Consider the following 16,487-nt stretch of genomic DNA (forward strand, 5'->3'; position numbering starts at 1 on the left):
GCGACAAAATGTCACCCGACAGTTCCTCTCCGTCCGCGCTTCGCGCTCCTCCCCCGCCCCCTCCCGGGGGCGAGGGCAGTCATGGCGATATCCCATGGGAAGCCGTGCCCCGGGAGCGGCGCTGACGCCGGTTTCCCGAAAGACCGGGAAGAATCGGCCAGAAACTGGTTCTTCCCCGGGATCTCCCCGTGCACTGGACCGTGGTGGCTATCGCCATGGGGGGTGGGGCAGTACGTGGGGATACCGGGGACAAGCCGTCTCCCAGGATGCAAACCCCCGGATAGTGTGAAAAAAGATCAATACTTCTCCTCCGGTGAGAGTGCCGGTAATTGGGAATCGTTGCACTAGAGAAGAGCAGGCATCAGCGGGAGAGGCTGCTACCTCCGTGGCGTACAGAGAAATTCCCGTCTCACGGGCCTGTTGCGTCCCGGACTCTCTGTACGCGCTCGGATATGGATGGCCGGTAGTCGGGCTCGGGACGGAGGAACCCGGGAATCACCTGCGAGAGATGGGCAGACCTCCTGCTACGTGAGGCTGACGCCCCGGTCCGCAGCCCGGAGAGGAGGTTCTGGAGGAGGGCTCCAGGGTCCCTGACCCGGTAGCAGAGCTTCATCACCTCTGCCGCGTACCGGTCGGCAGTGAACTCCTCGTCGTACACGCGGCGATAGTAGGCCCGGTAGGCGAAGACGACGGTCAGGAGGAGGAGGGCGATGGAGGCTAACTTTGCAATGGGAAGACCCCCCGCCTGCAGGGACGGCAGGACCACCGGCAACAGCGAATCGATAGGAGGATAGCGGAGCAGCAGGAGATACGGAAGAACCGGGAGGGCCGGGAGGACGGAGAGGAGGGGAGACCCCTTCCTGATATGCCCCTCCTCGTGGAGCAGCACGAACCGGAGGGTGTCATCGCTGGCCCGGGAGAGATACCTGTCGTAGAAGGCACGCCGGTAGCGGATGCAGTTGAGCGCCGGGCAGCCCTGCATAGAGAACGTGAAGCGGCACTGCACCAGCCTTCTCCCGCGCCCGATCAGCCCTTTCTCCTGGAGCTCCCGGAATATTCGGTATAGGCGGGAGTTGTTGTCGGCCCTTTCCATATGGATCTTATTATAATTAGTATGTCATATTAAATATTTTCATAAATCATAGAGTCCGTCGTTCAGCATTTCACCGTTTTCTTCATGAACACCAGCCAGATTCCTGTACTGAAAGACTCCCGGCGTCTCGTTCATCACACCCCGACGCGGCTTTTCCATGGCCATCGCGCCCGGACAAGGGGCAGGCCTCTTCAGGACCGGGTACCGCAGGCCCCTTGGATATACAGCCCGGGAGGATAGGAAGCACAATCGCCGGAACGGTCGGGGGTTGAGAACTTTTGCAATGCCCGTTTTTTTCACAACCTTTTAATAATAACAATCAAAATTGTGAATGAATGGAGGTGAATGGGTAGTACCGGAGATCTCGCATGGCCCGCGCTCTCGCCGGCATGGCATGCGACACTCCGGTTCTCCAAGCGAATGTCCAGCAAATACGTGGGTTTTCTGATACTGGCTCTTGTTGTCCTCACCGGGGCTGCCGGGTGCCTCTCCACAACATTCCAGGAAGTGACCTATGGCGGCGACGCCCTGCGGGTCTCTGTGGAGAACACTGATAGGCCCGTTGAGAACTCTGTGCTCCAGGTAACGATCATGGAGGTGGGCGCGCTTGAGCAGTACGAGGTCTTCTCCGAAGCGCGGTATATCGATCTTGACCGGGGGCAGAACGAATACACGGTCCCGGTCGACCTCCAGCCTGGTTCCTACAAACTCTTTCTGACCATATTCGTCGACGGCGAGCGGAGGACATCCGTCATCCGCGACCTGGAGGTTGCAGCCTGACCCCGACGGGACTCGCGGCGGCTCGGGGACTTGAGCCGGCGGATGCTGTCTTCTCCGGCGGTGAGGTATTCAATCCGTTCGCATGCACGTGGGAGCGCGTGGACTTCGCGGTCAAGGACGGCTGCATCGTCGGCCTCGGGGAGTACCGTGGGAGGAAGGAGTACGACCTCGCGGGGGCCCGTGTGGTGCCCGGGCTGATCGACGCCCACGTCCACATCGAGAGTTCTCTTCTCACGCCGGCGGAGTATGCCCGGCTCGTCCTTGCGCACGGGACGACAACCGTGATCGCCGATCCCCACGAGATCGCCAACGTCTGCGGAGCCCCGGGGATCGAGTATATGCTCACCGAGGGAACGCGGACACCGCTTGATATCCTGATCATGCTCCCCTCCTGTGTCCCGGCAACGCCCCTTGATCTGGGCGGCGCCGTGCTCGCTGCCGACGACCTCGCCCTGTTCCGGGAGAGGGAGGGAGTCATCGGGCTTGCCGAGGTGATGAACGTCCCCGGCGTCCTCGCCGGTGACGAAGATCTTCGGGCAAAGATGGCCCTCTTCGAGGTTATCGACGGCCATGCGCCATTCCTCTCTGGAAAAGACCTCAACACCTACATATATGCCGGGGTCCGGAGCGACCACGAGTGCACAACCTTAGACGAGGCGCGAGAGAAACTCCTCCGGGGGATGTACATCATGGTCCGGGAAGGCTCGACGGAGCGAAACCTCCGGGAGCTCCTGCCGCTCGTCAACGCCTGCACGACGCCGCGGTGCTGTTTTGCCACCGATGACCGGCATGCCGACATGCTCGCCGGGGAGGGGCATATCGATGACTGCATCAGGAAAGCAGTCGCATGCGGGCTTGAGGTCGAGTTGGCGCTCCGTATGGCGACGCTCTCGGCTGCCGACCGGTTCGGGCTCCACGACCGGGGCGCCCTTGCCCCCGGGAGAATCGCCGACTTCAGCATCATCGACGACCCCGTCCGGTTCAGAGTCCTGAGGACATTCAAGCGCGGCGTTGAGGTGGTCGATGCCGGCTACCGCCCACCGGTCTGTCCCGCGGTCCCCCTGCACGCCCGCGTACCGGAGCCTCGCGATATCCGGATAACCGGCCGTGGCGAGGCGCGGGTGATCGGCATCGTGCCCGGGCAGATCACGACCCTTGATCTGCGCTGCCCGGTGGACGCCGCCGGGATCCCGGACATCGACCGCGACATCCTCAAAGTGGTTGTCACCGACCGTTACCGGGCAAGCGGTTCCGGCGTCGGGCTCGTCCACGGGTTCGGCCTGCAGAAAGGGGCACTTGCCGGGTCCGTCTCCCACGACTCCCATAACATCGTCGCCGTCGGGACCGACGACGTCGATATCGTTCATGCCGTCGGTGAGGTGACCCGGCTCGGAGGGGGACTCGTGGTCGCCTCCGGGGGCGATGTGACCGCTCTCCCCCTCGAGTGTGCGGGGCTTATGTCGGTGCTCCCCTACGACGAGGTCGTGCGGCGCCTCGCGGCTCTTGAGGAGCATGCCCGGCGGCTCGGCGCGGTCGAGAACCCCTTCATGTATCTCTCGTTCCTCGCCCTGACCGTCATCCCCGAGGTGCGGGTCACGGAGCGGGGGGTCTTTGACGTCCGGGCCTTCGCGGACGTCCCGCTCTTCTGCAGGTAGAGGTCTCCGGGGCGAAGGAGGCCGCCCCGCCCCATCACCAGAACACCGGCATGGCGGCGGGCGCGAAGACCGCGATCAGGAGAAGGATGAGCGGCTGGTGCAGGAAGTAGATGAAGAGCGAGTGCCGGCCGAGGATCGAGAATGGCCGGGCGAACGCCGGCTCTGCCGTCCGGAGCGAGAAACCCCGGCTCCCGTCCGGGTAGAAGAGCGACCCGCAGGCCATGCCGATGAGGACGAGACCGAACCAGGGGAGGAGCGGCACATAATCGAGGCTCGCAAAGGATGCCGGGTGGACCCCGATCCAGAGGAGGAACCAGGGGCCCAGAACAGTATTTGTGACGTAGCCGGCAAGGATGCAGGCGGTGCCGGGGATGAGGTTTGTAGTGCCGAACCGCGCAAACAGCGGCGCCAGCAGGATTGCGACGCCGATGAAGTGCAGGATGCCGAAGACGACGTAGACGGACGGGAGGAAGATCCAGGTGACGGCGGTGATGACGAGGCCGTAACTGAAGATCGTGAGGCCGCGCCGGACGTACTTGAGCGCAAGACCGCGCCTGGTGAGCCTTCGTGCAGCCCGGGCGTAACTGATGGTGAAGGAGACCCCGACGAGGAAGATAAACGTCGATGCAGTCAGGGGATGCCCACGTGACCCGGGAGTTCGGAGAACGCTGCCAGGATTATGTCGGCCTCGATCGTCGCCGGTCGGTCTGCGCGCCAGTCGCCGTAGGCAGCAAACGCGGTCGTCATGCCAAGCTGCCTTCCCGGGGCGATGTCGCGGACCAGGCTGTCGCCGACCATCATCGCCTCTTCCGGAGCCGTATCGAGCTTCCGGAGGGCGTAGAGGAGGGAGTCGGGCTCCGGTTTTCGCCTTCCCGAGACCTCCGGGGTCACCACGACCTCGAAGTAATCAATGAGCCCGGTCTTCTCAAGCCGCCGCCGTGCCTGGAACGCCTCGGCGTCGGTGACGACCGCAAGCCCGATCCCGGTGTCCGCGAGGCACTCGAGTGTCTCCTCGACGCCGGGATATGCCGAGACCGTATCGAGTTTGACGTCCTCGTAGGTGCGGCAGCAGACCTCGAACGTTCCGGGCTCGTACACCTCGAGGTCTTCGAGATAGTCGCGTATGTTCCTGTGGTCCTCAAACCCGTAGACCCCGCGGAGGAACTGTAAGAAGAGCGCTTCAGGGTCTCCGGTCCCGAGGTAGTCGACCACGCACCGGCATGCCTCCCGCTTCGCTCCCACCAGGTCGAAGAGGGTGTTGTCCATGTCACAGAGGACCGCCTCTACCGTTCGATGCCGAGTGCCATAAGTCGTCTGCATATCTCCAATTCCCTTGTGAATTCACGGCAGGCTTCATCATCCCGGAAACGCACCTTCAGTTCGTCCAGGTCGTTGCCCTTCCCGCCATACTCCCCGAAGATCGTGGTGCCGTTGCAGCCTATGAACCCGAAGACGGCAGCGAGGTTGAAGAGCAGCCGCCGGAATGCCGGTGCCGTGCAGGTTGTTGCCTCAAGTCTGTATGGGCGGTCAAAGTAGAAGTACTCGAGCCCTTCGGCCATACAGAGGTCCGCCATATAGATGTCGGCGGTCAGGAGGACAGGGAGGGCATACCGCTCCTCCTCGAACTTCCGGAGCGCCCTGACGATGTTACGGTCGTTCTCCTCGGAGAGATGCGTGTGCGTCCCCGGCGACGCTATCTCCGTCGCGCGGTCGCGGATGGAGCGGTACTCTTTCAGCGCGAGGTATGCTGCTTTCCGGGATCGTTTCGTCCGCTTATTCTCGAGTTCCCCGATGAACTCCCGGCAGCCGGGGGCGTGCGCCGCCATCTCCTCGATCATCTTTACCGGGTACTTGCGGTTGATGGCATACGTGATCTCGTCCCGGACGGTATCGACGATCAGGTAAGAGGAGTGATTGATCCCCGGGTTGTTCGATGCAAAACCATGATAGAAGAGATTCGTATCCAGGCCGAAGAAGACGGCCTTCTTCAACTGCCCGTAGGATGTGCGCATCGCATCAAAGGCGGCCTGGTTCGCGTAACGCGCGATCCCGCTTGCAAACATGCACTCCTGGAGATCGGCGTAGGAAGGGAGCTCACCGGCGATCGGCCCGTACGCGGAGAGCCAGCCCTGGAATGTCTGCCGGGAGGCGGGCAGTTCGAGCCGAAAGCCGGTCCCTTCAGGGCGTGCGACGAGGAGGTCCCCCTCGTAGAGCGGATACGAGACGCGGACCTCGTCGAGGCTGTTGAGGAGGACCTGCACCTCGGCCTCCCTGATGATCGCATCGTTCACGATCTTGCTCCCGCATCCTCCATGATATCCCGGATTCTCTGGATCTGGTGCGGGATCATCATGTATGGCTTTGCAACGTCGTCGACGCTCCCCATGGCGAGATAGTAGATGTGCCGGATATCGAGTCCTGCAAGCGAGACCGCTATGAGCGCTCCGGCGACCGTGACTTTCCTCCCTGAGGTGATATCGATCGCCACGCGGAACCCCTGCCGGATAAAGTCAGCGGCGAGCGAGCGGATGGTCTGGCCGGCCCTTACAAAGTCGGCTTCAGGCAGGACCTCCACCTCTATCGCGGGAGCGAACCCGTATCCCTCTGAGATTATCCGGATTGCCTCGACTGCGGTTGATGCGTTCACCGAGTAGGGTTTCTCGGTGACGATAGAGACCCGTTCGGGGCGCAACCCCTTCTCCCGCAGGACTGCATGATACGCGTTGACGAGCGCCCATGTCGAGCGTCCGAGGAGTGTAATGTAGACATCGCCGGGGGCGGGTATCACGGGAGAAATCACTGCTCAAGACTCGCTCTGATGCTATATAGGCTTTGTCGGGAGCCGTCTCCATGCATAGGGAGTTATGGCAGGCATTTCGGGCCGTATGCTTCATCCTTTTCGCTTTCTTTGCCGGATAATCGCTCTTCCGGAGACTGCACCCGACATAACGCCGGATTTTTGCAGTATTTCACTTCCCGGGTTCTCAAAAGAAGCCTTTAACTCGAAAGAAATCGCAAAATATCGCGAAATATTTGGTAAATCTTTTATGATCGGTTTCCCTATAGTGGTAGAGAAGAGCGCGAAATTACCCCGAGGGATATGATCCATGGAGATACGAAAAGTGCGATTACGGACACCGGCCGAGACCTGGGGGCTGGCGGACCCGGACCAGCAGAGAAAGACACGCCGGGATGCTATCGATGATGGGGACTTAATCGAGATCACCCGTATGGGGAGGGACATAGGCATCACCTTTCCCCTTGCGGTCTCGGCACGGGCCGCGCAGAGCATGGTGCCGTTCCCGAACATACCGCAGGAGACCGTTACGGAGAACTTATGGGACACCCTTCATGCGTTCAGGGATAAAGCCCGTACGACGACCGAAGGGGAGTTCGAGTTCCAGGCCAGCATCTACCTCAACGGCCTCGTCCCCACACTCACCTTCAGGGCCGCGGTCTCCCCGGGAGATGACGGCGAACCGGTCATCACCATCATGCTGCCGGACGAGGACTGGGAGACGATCGGGTGCGGCAGCCACCATAGCGCAGGCGATACGATGCTCACCGTTGACGACGTTGCCTCGACCCTGAACTTCACCCCCGGTCGGATCCGGGAGTTCATCAGGGAAGAGCGGATCCCGGCGGTCAAGTGCGGGGGGTCCTGGCGAATCAAGCGATCGGAACTTGAACGGCTCATGAACGAAGGCTTCTGATTGGCCGCCTGGGATGGCTGCAGGCCCGGATCGGCCGACAGGCGCCGAAGATCGCCGACGACGAGATTGGGTAGATCCCGAAGGTGGTGATGGTCGTCACCCTGGAAGTACCCGGGACCGGTCTACCTGAGTGTCGGGGTTCTGTGAGGGCAGAAGGGGTGAGGGTGGTGGATGCTGACCTCCTGAAACAGGTAGTATTTAAAAATGATCTTATTGATGGGGCACAGAAAACAAACATATTTAATTTTTAGACGTATAGTTCTCATAATGTGCATCGAGGCCCCACGAGCATACCAGAACAGTCCTTTCGCCGATTCCTTATCTGGAATCGATGACATGGCGGGAAAACGGTTGGATCGTGCGGGTGGATGCGTGCCCTTGCCTGACGGTGGTAATTGTGCGACTTCCGGGATGCCGCGAGCCCTGATGTGTGCGATCTTTGGGGTCGCATGTCTCGTTCTCCTTCTGCTCGGTGCAGGGACACCTGGCATGCCGGCAATGCCAACGGTTGAAGCCGCATGTCCCATCGTGTGTCTTCCCGGGCTCTTCGGGCCGAACAGATTTTCATTCCTCAGGCTCAGGCACTGGATGAGGAGAGGCACTGAAGGGAGCGACAGGGAAGACAACCCGGGAGCCCCCCACCCGGGTGTGTCCCAGGAGTCACCCCCGGGTGAGCACGCCGGGACCGATGGGGAGACGAGTGTCCTTGAGAGGCTTGAGAAGATCCCCGAGGGCTTCCGGCGGTTCGACGACCTCATCTCCCGGGGCAGGAAGGGTGCAGACCTCCCCCCCGGGAGACCGGGCGGGACGGATGCTATCGGGGAGATCTCCGAAGACTTCTTCTGGTTCGACAATCTCGCCTCCCTGGGCGAGGCTGAGACGCTTCCGGACCTTCCTCCCCGGCACGGCCCGGACGACGCTGTGTCCGGCGATCCGGATGAACCTCCGGAGCCTCCTCTGGATGACCGATCTACCCCGCGCTCCGAGTCCCTCAGCGATGAGGAACTCATGAGACTGCTCGGGTTCGACGACGGGGCTGATGAACCGTCTCCCGGGATCATCGAACTCGATGCCTGCCTGACGGAGGATGATCCCGACTCTGACAAACCGGCGGCTACGGTTTTTGCCCCGCATGAGGACCGCCCGGTAGAGTCGCTCATCGACGACCTCGGCAGTACAGATGCTGAAGTCCGGGGACGCGCTATGGATGCCGTCGCCGGGCGCGGAACCGATGCCGTGGCTCCCCTGATTGAGGCCCTCGCTCGTGCGGACGACGGGAGGCGGTGGTGCGTCGCCGAAGCCCTCGCCTTGATAGGTGAAGATGCAATCCCGGCGCTGATCGCCGCGCTCGGGGACGATGCGGCGCAGACCGGGGCTGCCGCCACGCTCGTGCGTATCGGGGGGCCCGCTGTGCCGCCCCTCATCGCAGCGCTCGCCGGCGATGATGGCGATGTGCAGTTCGGCGCTCTCTACGCCCTCCGGGAGATCGGCGATGCGGCGGTCCCCTCCCTTGTCGGGGCTCTTGACGCCCCCGATGGAAACATCCGGAGATCTGCCGCATCCGTTCTCAGGGAACTCGGGTGGAGGCCGCCCGACGACGCCGGGGCGATCCGGTATCTCATCGCCGGCGAGGCGTGGCTTGATGTCGCGGAGTACGGCGAGGCCGCGGTCGCCCCCCTTGTCCGTATCCTGAAATCTCCGGACAGGGAGGCATGGTGGAATGCCGCCCGGACCCTCGGGGAGGTCGGGGAGGGCGCAGTCGGCCCTCTGGTTGATCTCCTGCACGAAGCAGACGGTGAGGTCCGGCCTCTCGTTGCCATGGCGCTCGCGGAGGTTGGGTCCCCTGCGGTCGGTTCGCTTATCCGGCTGCTCTCCGACCCATCTCTCCGCGGCACAGCGGCGGCGGCCATACTCAAGATCGGGGAGCCGGCAGTGGAGGCGTGTATCCAGGCCCTGGACGGCACGGATGGGGAGGCGCAGGGGGCGCTCAGGGAGGTCCTCGGTGCGCTCGGGGAGGCGGCGGTCCCGCCCCTGATCCAGGTGCTAACAGCCGGCCGGTCCAGGGTCCGTGGTCATGCCGCCGATATCCTGGACGGGATGGGCTGGGAACCCTGGAATGACGCCGAGCGGGCGTGGTACCTGATTGCCCGGGAGCAGTGGGTGGAACTTGCCCTGATGGGTGCTCCGGCGGTCGTTCCCCTGATCCGAACGCTCAACGGTGACGACGACCCAATACGCAGCGAGGCTGCGGCGACACTCGGCGAGATCGGTCTTTCTGCGGCTGTAGGGCCGCTCGTAGGTGCCCTCGCTGACAGTGTCGTTGCCCCGGCGGCGGCGGATGCACTCGTTGCCATCGGGAGACCTGCCGTCGCCCCGGCTCTTGCGCTACTCGAGGGGGGGACCGACGCCGCCCGGGAGAATGCTGTCGAGGTCCTGGGCAGGCTCGGGGCGCATGATGCTGTCCCGGCCATCGTCGAAATCGTCAGGAGCGACGGCGGCCGCCTCCACCGGAAGGCCGTCGACGCCCTGGTCGGCATCGGTGCGCCTGCGATAGGCGCCCTCATCCCCCTCCTCGGCGAGGACGGCGATGGACAAGCGGGGGCGGCGGCTGCGCTCACCGGGATCGGCGATGCTGCACATGAACCGCTTGTTGAAGCACTCGGGGACGAGAATGCCCGGATCCGTATGGGGGCTGCCATGGTCCTCAAGAGGGCTGGCTGGGTTCCCGGGGGGGTGGAGGAGCAGGCTGTGTACCTGATCGCGCTGCAGCAGTGGCCCGACGTCGCGGATCTCGGAGCCCCTGCCGTCGACCTTCTGGTGGCGCGGCTCGCCGATCGTGATACGGGGGTACAGGCGGGGGCTGCGGAGTCGCTTTCCCGCATCGGGGCCCCTGCGGCTCCCCCCCTGGTCCGCCTGCTCGGCGAAGAGGCTCATCAGGGGCCTGTTGGTGAGACGCTGGTCCGGATCGGGGAGGCGGCTGTGGAACCCCTGATCCGTGCCCTGGACGAGGAGACGCTCCGCCGGGCAGCCGCCGGGGTGCTGGTCCGGATCGGAGGTCCTGCTGTCGGTGCTCTCATCCTGGCTCTCGGGCGCCCTGATAGCGGGCAGGTTGCGGCGGAGGTCCTGATAGCGATGGGGGAACCTTCCGTCGACGCGCTGGTTCTCGCGCTCGCGAACGGTGATGCTCTGGTCCGGCAGAGGGCCGGGGACGTGCTCATCGATCTCGGGGATGTGTCCATCGGCCCGCTCATCGGGGCACTGGGGCACCCGGACGACACTATCCGGCTGGAGGCGATCGATACGCTCATCCGGGTCGGCAGAGAGGCCGTCACCGAGCTCAGGGAGGCGCTTCAGGATGAACGTTACCGCGTACGGCTGGGCGCCGCGGAGGCTCTTGGAAGGGTCGGATGGGTGCCGGAGACCGAAGGTGAGACGGTCAACTACCTGATTGCAAAGGAGCAGTGGGCTTCTGTTGCGGAGATTGGGTCCGGCGCTGTCGAGCCGCTGATCCGGACGCTCAACGACCCTGATAGTGCAATCCAGATGGGTGCAGCGCGGGCGCTTGGCATGATTGGAGCGCCTGCGGTCATGAGACTGATCTATGAACTGCATGATGAGCAGGACGGCGAGCGGAGAAAGGCTGTCGAGGCGCTCAAGATGATCGGGGAGGCGGCGGTCGTGCCGCTCATCGATGCCCTCCAGGACCGCGACTGGCATACCCGCCTGGGAGCGGCGCGGGCGCTTGTCGGTATCGGGGACCCCGCCGTCGAGCCGCTGGTCCGGGCTCTCCGCAGCGGCCCTCCGGCGATCCAGATGGGAGCGGCCGCAGCGCTCGGCAAGATCGGAAACCCGGCTGCCCTCGAGCCGCTCACAGATACGCTCCTGCATGGGGACTCGCGTGTGGGGCGCGTAGTTGTGCGGGCGCTCGGTATGATGGGCGAGATGGCAGTCGAGGCGCTCCTGTCCGTCCTTGAGGAGGGAAACGATGCAGCCCGGAAGGGTGCGGTGGCGGCCCTCGTGCTGGTCGGCGAGCCCGCGGGAAGGCTGCTCCCCGGTGCGCTTGCTGACGGCCATTTCCGTGTCCGTGCCGGGGCTGCGGACGCCCTCGACCGCCTGGGCTGGTCACCGGGCCCGGAGGAGGAGGAGATGGCCCTTTACCTGATCGCGAAGGAGCGGTGGAGCGATCTCACCCGGATGGGCTCGCTCGCGGTCGAGCCACTGCTGCGGGTGCTCAACGACCGCGATGACAGCATCCGGCGGCGGGCGGCAAAGGCTCTCGGCGAGGTGCGCGATCCCCGCGCGATTCCTGCCCTCATGGCCCTCCTCCACGACGACTACTACAGCATCCGGCGGGAGGCCGCCGCGGCGCTTGTCGCCATCGGGGCCCCGGCCATGGGGCCGACCATATCCGCACTCGGCGATCGGGACGGCGACGTCAGGAAGCGTGCTGCGGACGTGCTCTCGGAGATCGGGGATGCACGGGCGGTCGAGGCCCTCAGGGGCATCTTCAGTGATGAGGATTGGTACGTCCAGAGGGCCGCAGAGGAGGCGGTGGAGAAGATCCGCGGACGCACTGGAGAGTGCCGGTAGGCAGTGCGAACCGTGGGAGAGGCGGAGTGCTCTTCCTGCCGGGAAGCCGGCCCGTCCTGCCCTTCGCCGTGCACCTCCTCCTGCCCCGCAGGAAGAGGGTCTGCCGCACTACCGCAGCCTGCAGGACTCATCGTAGGACTTCCTGCAGTCAGGACAGAGTGTCCGGGCCTTTCTCAGGTCGGGAAACGTCTCTTCGGTGATCTCATCACAGGCCGCACCGCATATCTCGCACCAGTACTCTTTCGTCTCCTCTTTCCCCTCACCTTTCAGCTCACGTTTCATACGATCTTCCTCCGTGTGTTCACTGCCCGGTACCGGGAGGGTTACGGCTCTCCTTCATCCGGTATATGCTTTCGGGTCATCATCGCCCCGTTCTGGTGAGGTCAAACCCCAGCTCCCAGAACCGCTCCTGCACCGCGAGGTCGGCGATGAAGAGGGGCACCATCGATCCCTATTCTGGATAGACGACGAACCAGCACTGGCTGTTCTGGTTCAAATCCGGTGCGCTCCTCCCTTGGGGTCGGCGTCCTTCACCACCTCTTCGCCTATCCCGGGGCCCCGTGCACCGGGCGCGGTGTATTTTCCTGGAACCAGGTGCGAAATAAATCAAAAAGATGATATCCTGCACCACATAACTGTACATATGGTGCGATACTCGGTCACGATGCACGATGACCTCGTGAAGGCGATCGACAGAATGTGCGACTCCCTGGGTATGTCCCGGTCCGAATGGCTCAACGAACTCTGTACGGCACACCTGAACAGTGCACCGGGTGGCGGCGTGCAGACCGTGGCCCCAGCGGCGATGCCGCCTGCAAGCGTTCCGGGGCCCAATATGATCGATTACGAGGCCGCCTGCGCCAACTTCAAGATCGATGTCCCTGAACACTTCAATTTTGGATACGACGTGATCGACCGGTGGGCTGAGATCGACCGGAACAAACTGGCTATGATCTGGGTGGACCAGCAGGGACTCGAGAGGAAGTACTCCTTCCGCGACCTTCGGAACCTCTCTAACGGTGCCGCCAATATCCTGCTAAAATATGGCATCAATAAGGGCGACCGGGTCATGCTGATGCTCCCGCGGATACCGGAATGGTGGATCTTCGTCATCGCGCTCATCAAACTCGGCGCCGTATACTGTCCCTGCCCGACGATGCTGACACCAAAGGACATCAAATACCGTATACGGGCCGGAAAGTTCAGGATGATCATCACCAACTGCGAGAACGCCGAGAAGGTCGACGAGGTCGCCGATGCCTGCCCGCTGCTCGAGACCCTGTTCCTGGCGGACGGAGAGCGGGACGGCTGGGCGAGTTACCCGCACGAGCTCGAATACCCTGCACCGGTATCGCACCACACGGTCAGCATGCCGGTCGCGAAGAAGACACGATCGACCGACCCGATGCTGATTTACTTCACCTCGGGCACCACTGGCGAGGCCAAGATGGTGCTGCACGACAACAGCTACCCGCTCGGGCACATCATAACCGCCTCGCTCTGGCAGGATATCACGGCAAACGACCTTCACCTGACCTTCTCGGATACCGGGTGGGCGAAATGCGGCTGGGGCAAGATCTTCGGCCAGTGGATCGCCGGGTCCTGCATCTTCGTCTACGACATCCGGGGCAAGTTCGGCGCGACCGAGTTGCTCCCGCTGATAGAGGAGTATGAGGTGACAACGTTCTGCGCACCGCCGACGGTCTACCGGATGCTGATCCTTGCCGATCTCGATAAGTTCGACTTCCGGGACCTCCGGCACTGCTGCAGTGCCGGCGAGCCGCTCAACCCCGAGGTGACCCGCGTCTGGCAGGACGGCACCGGGCAGCCTATTTATGAGGGATATGGCCAGACGGAGACTGTCTGCTGTATCGCCACGTTCCCCTGCATGGAGCATAAACCCGGTTCCATGGGAAAACCCGTGCCGGGCTGGCATATCGAGCTCCACGATGACGACGGGAAGGTGGTCGGCGCCGGTGAGGAAGGGCGCATCGCGGTCAAACTGGACCCTCGGCCGGTCGGGCTCTTCGTGGAGTACCTGGATAACCCCGAAGCAAACCTTGAGTCGTTCCAGAATGGGTTCTACTACACCGGTGACAAGGCGCGCATGGACGAGGACGGCTACTTCTGGTTCATCGGGCGCAACGATGACGTCATCAAGTCATCCGGGTACCGTATCGGGCCGTTTGAGGTGGAGAGCGCCCTCCTTGAACACCCGGCTGTCCAGGAGTCGGCGGTGGTCGGGTCGCCTGACCTCATCCGGGGGATGATCGTCAAGGCGTTCGTCGTGCTGAAGCCCGGCTACCAGCCGTCTGAATCACTGGTCCGGGAACTCCAGGCGCACGTCCGGAACACCACCGCCCCGTATAAGTACCCGAGGGCGATTGAGTTTGTCCCGGAGCTCCCAAAGACGATATCCGGGAAGATCCGGCGGAACGTCCTGCGGGACCAGGAAATGCAGGCGCATACCAACGGAAACTGATATTCCCGTTCATCTTTTTACCGCATGGGGCCGTTCCGGTGGGAGGGCCTCAGCAGATCAGGTCGATGAAGTTCCCAAGGATGGCAAGACCGACCGCGCCGCTCTTCTCGGGGTGGAACTGGACTCCATAGGTGAGCCCGTTCTTGACGGCGGAGGCGAAGGGATGGGTGTAGGTGGTAGACGCGAGGGTATAGTCCGGTGCGGTCGCCGCGTAGTAGGAGTGGACGAAGTAGACATACTCCTCCTCGTGGAGTCCGTCGAAGAGGGGAGTCTCTCGCTCGATCCGGATGGTGTTCCACCCCATGTGAGGGACCTTCTCCCCGGCGGCCGGGACAAAGCGCTTCACGTCTCCCGGCACGAGACCGAGCCCCCGGTGGATGCCGTGCTCTTCACTTCTGTCCATGAGCATCTGCATCCCGAGGCAGATCCCGAGGAGCGGCGTCTCGCTCGCGGCGGCGAGGACGGTATGCTCGAGGCTGCCGAGCATCTCCATCCCCTCACGAAACGCCCCCACGCCGGGGAGGACGATGCCGTCCGCCGATGCGATCACCTCCGGGTCCGCTGTGATCGTCGCCGCCGCTCCTGCCCACTCGAGGCCCCGGAGGACGCTCCGGAGGTTGCCGAGCCCGTAATCAATTATAACTATCCTCTTCTTCATCCGTGTCTCCCTGCTTCCGCCACAACCCGCGCTCGATCCAGTCGTGAGGCAGCCCCTGCTTCTCCTGCCACCCCGCCAGTCTTTCGAGCCACATCTCCCAGAGTTCGGGGCAGGAATCCCTGATGATCTCAAACGTCGCAAGGTCGCTTGAGGGGCACATGAAACACCCGATGCGGTCGAGCCCCCGCTCGTAGAGGCGGTTGTAGGGAGCCTTCTCACGGAAGATGTAGAGCCAGACGTGCATCGCCGTCCACTGCTGGATTGGAGCTGCAGAGAGTTGTTGCGGGACGTGGGAGTTCCTCCAGATCCGCCTGCTCTGCATCCGCTTCACCGACTCGTACTTCCGCTGCCCGATGAACGAGAGGCACTCTCCCCAGTGCTCGTCGATCAGGCGGCCGACGGGGTGGAGTTTACAGACCTTGCAGCACCAGCGGTTGTCAACGGCGGGCGGGCCGTTCTTCTCGAACTCCTTCCAGAACGTCTCTTTATCGCATATCCGGAGGACTTCGAGCCCATAGTGGGCGGCAACGGCATCCACGTTCTCGTACGTCTCCGGGAACTCGAGCCCCGTGTCGGCAAAGAGGAGCGGCACCGGGCCGAGCGCTTTTAAGACGACAAGCAGGGTTGCGAGACTGTCCTTCCCGCCGGAGTAGGAGACCGTGGGCTGCTCGGGGTTCTGTGCCGTCATCTCCTGGACGAACCGGATGCTTGCGGATTCGTACTCGGCAAGGGCATCCCTGTTCGCCGCAACGGCATCCTCCCATGTCGCCTCACCCGGGACGCAGACAGATGGGGCGTTCTTCCGCGTCCTGACGACAACCCCTCTCTCCATCGTCCCGGCCGTGGCGGCATCGACCTTTGCTCTGCCGACGCCGATGCACTCGCCGGTTTTCGTCAGGATGAAGACCTCGTCGCCTTCGGCGACGGCAGGGTCGATCGAGATGAGGCCCGGGGCGAGGACGCTTGCCCCTCCGTCACGGATGGACGGGATAGCACCGTCGTCGATGACGACGTAGCGTTTCGTCGGCCGCATGAAGGCCGCTGCGTTCGGGCGCGGGAGGGGCTCCCAGCGCTGCTCTCCGGGGATGTAGCGGACCGCGCCCACGACGGCCCCGCCGAGGACGATCTCATCCATGCGGTCATCAGCGGGAACCTTGTTGAGGAGCGCGATCTGTCCATCCGGTATCAGCGGCGCTCCGAAGTGCTCGCAGAATATACGGTTGACCCGCTCGACGTCGTCGGGAAACGCAGGGCGTGCATCTCCCGGCGGCGTGACGGCTACCGGGCGGGTCGGGGCGCCGCAGGCGCAGACCCCGGCCAGCACAGGAGTATGGCAGGTGTCGCACCAGCGGAGCATGATCTTTCCGAGATAGAGGCGAGGCATTCTTATACTCTATGGGAGAAACGGATAAAAATCTTGGTGTTTTTCCGAATCTTTCCCGCAGTATCCTCCTGAACATGAGTTTTACCGGACCTTTCCGAAGTTGTCCGATGGTAGTGCTCCAGCATAGAACTG

The 16,487-nt window shown here is 63.1% G+C and carries 14 protein-coding genes; 6 read left to right on the forward strand and 8 right to left on the reverse strand.

All coding sequences use genetic code 11. From position 1 onward, the window contains the following. Positions 1-409: 409 nt before the first annotated feature. On the reverse strand, positions 410-1,093 hold the full coding sequence (locus BP846_RS12595) for a M48 family metalloprotease (RefSeq protein ID WP_292396029.1): 684 nt from the start codon (positions 1,091-1,093) through the stop codon (positions 410-412). Positions 1,094-1,438: 345 nt separating this feature from the next. Between BP846_RS12595 and BP846_RS12600 the strand changes: the two genes are divergently transcribed. Further along, positions 1,439-1,873 carry a hypothetical protein gene (locus BP846_RS12600; RefSeq protein ID WP_292396032.1) on the forward strand — a complete coding sequence of 145 codons (435 nt, stop codon included), beginning with the start codon at positions 1,439-1,441 and terminating at the stop codon, positions 1,871-1,873. A 98-nt stretch (positions 1,874-1,971) separates the two neighbouring features. Further along, entirely contained in the window at positions 1,972-3,528 is a 1,557-nt protein-coding gene (gene ade / locus BP846_RS12605) for an adenine deaminase (RefSeq protein ID WP_292396035.1), read from the forward strand. 34 nt (positions 3,529-3,562) lie between these two features. On the opposite strand, the gene BP846_RS12610 is transcribed toward ade, so the two are convergent. Genes BP846_RS12610 through BP846_RS12625 form a run of 4 tightly spaced genes read right to left on the reverse strand, consistent with a single transcriptional unit; the run spans position 3,563 to position 6,328 of the window. Continuing rightward, the gene (locus BP846_RS12610) at positions 3,563-4,246 is read right to left on the reverse strand and encodes a heparan-alpha-glucosaminide N-acetyltransferase (RefSeq protein WP_349680787.1); all 684 of its coding nucleotides are present in this window, start codon (positions 4,244-4,246) and stop codon (positions 3,563-3,565) included. After that, positions 4,159-4,848: an HAD family hydrolase gene (locus BP846_RS12615; protein WP_292396037.1), complete on the reverse strand. Its 690-nt coding sequence runs from the start codon at positions 4,846-4,848 to the stop codon at positions 4,159-4,161. Before BP846_RS12615 ends, BP846_RS12610 begins: the two co-directional genes overlap by 88 nt. Next, positions 4,812-5,819 carry a hypothetical protein gene (locus BP846_RS12620; RefSeq protein ID WP_292396039.1) on the reverse strand — a complete coding sequence of 336 codons (1,008 nt, stop codon included), beginning with the start codon at positions 5,817-5,819 and terminating at the stop codon, positions 4,812-4,814. The genes BP846_RS12615 and BP846_RS12620 overlap by 37 nt, the downstream gene beginning before the upstream one ends. Continuing rightward, on the reverse strand, positions 5,816-6,328 hold the full coding sequence (locus BP846_RS12625) for a hypothetical protein (RefSeq protein WP_292396042.1): 513 nt from the start codon (positions 6,326-6,328) through the stop codon (positions 5,816-5,818). Before BP846_RS12625 ends, BP846_RS12620 begins: the two co-directional genes overlap by 4 nt. Positions 6,329-6,635: 307 nt before the next feature. Between BP846_RS12625 and BP846_RS12630 the strand changes: the two genes are divergently transcribed. From BP846_RS12630 to BP846_RS12640, 3 genes are all read left to right on the forward strand, one after another. Beyond that, positions 6,636-7,241: a helix-turn-helix domain-containing protein gene (locus BP846_RS12630; protein WP_292396044.1), complete on the forward strand. Its 606-nt coding sequence runs from the start codon at positions 6,636-6,638 to the stop codon at positions 7,239-7,241. Positions 7,242-7,330: 89 nt separating this feature from the next. Next, a complete protein-coding gene (locus tag BP846_RS12635) occupies positions 7,331-7,492 on the forward strand; it encodes a hypothetical protein (RefSeq protein ID WP_292396047.1) in 162 nt (53 codons plus the stop codon). A 337-nt stretch (positions 7,493-7,829) separates the two neighbouring features. After that, a complete protein-coding gene (locus tag BP846_RS12640; protein WP_292396050.1) occupies positions 7,830-11,831 on the forward strand; it encodes a HEAT repeat domain-containing protein in 4,002 nt (1,333 codons plus the stop codon). A gap of 108 nt (positions 11,832-11,939) precedes the next feature. On the opposite strand, the gene BP846_RS12645 is transcribed toward BP846_RS12640, so the two are convergent. Further along, complete coding sequence (locus tag BP846_RS12645; protein ID WP_292396053.1) at positions 11,940-12,113, reverse strand: hypothetical protein; 174 nt, start codon at positions 12,111-12,113, stop codon at positions 11,940-11,942. Positions 12,114-12,474: 361 nt separating this feature from the next. Between BP846_RS12645 and BP846_RS12650 the strand changes: the two genes are divergently transcribed. Beyond that, the gene (locus BP846_RS12650) at positions 12,475-14,313 is read left to right on the forward strand and encodes an AMP-binding protein (RefSeq protein ID WP_292396056.1); all 1,839 of its coding nucleotides are present in this window, start codon (positions 12,475-12,477) and stop codon (positions 14,311-14,313) included. Between the two features lie 49 nt (positions 14,314-14,362). On the opposite strand, the gene hisH is transcribed toward BP846_RS12650, so the two are convergent. Beyond that, on the reverse strand, positions 14,363-14,971 hold the full coding sequence (hisH, locus tag BP846_RS12655; protein ID WP_292396058.1) for an imidazole glycerol phosphate synthase subunit HisH: 609 nt from the start codon (positions 14,969-14,971) through the stop codon (positions 14,363-14,365). Beyond that, positions 14,946-16,355, reverse strand: coding sequence for a phosphoadenosine phosphosulfate reductase family protein (locus BP846_RS12660; protein ID WP_292396061.1), 1,410 nt, complete (start codon positions 16,353-16,355; stop codon positions 14,946-14,948). The genes hisH and BP846_RS12660 overlap by 26 nt, the downstream gene beginning before the upstream one ends. Positions 16,356-16,487 lie beyond the last annotated feature (132 nt).

The organism is Methanoculleus sp. UBA303, assembly GCA_002501655.1.
GTDB lineage: Archaea > Halobacteriota > Methanomicrobia > Methanomicrobiales > Methanoculleaceae > Methanoculleus.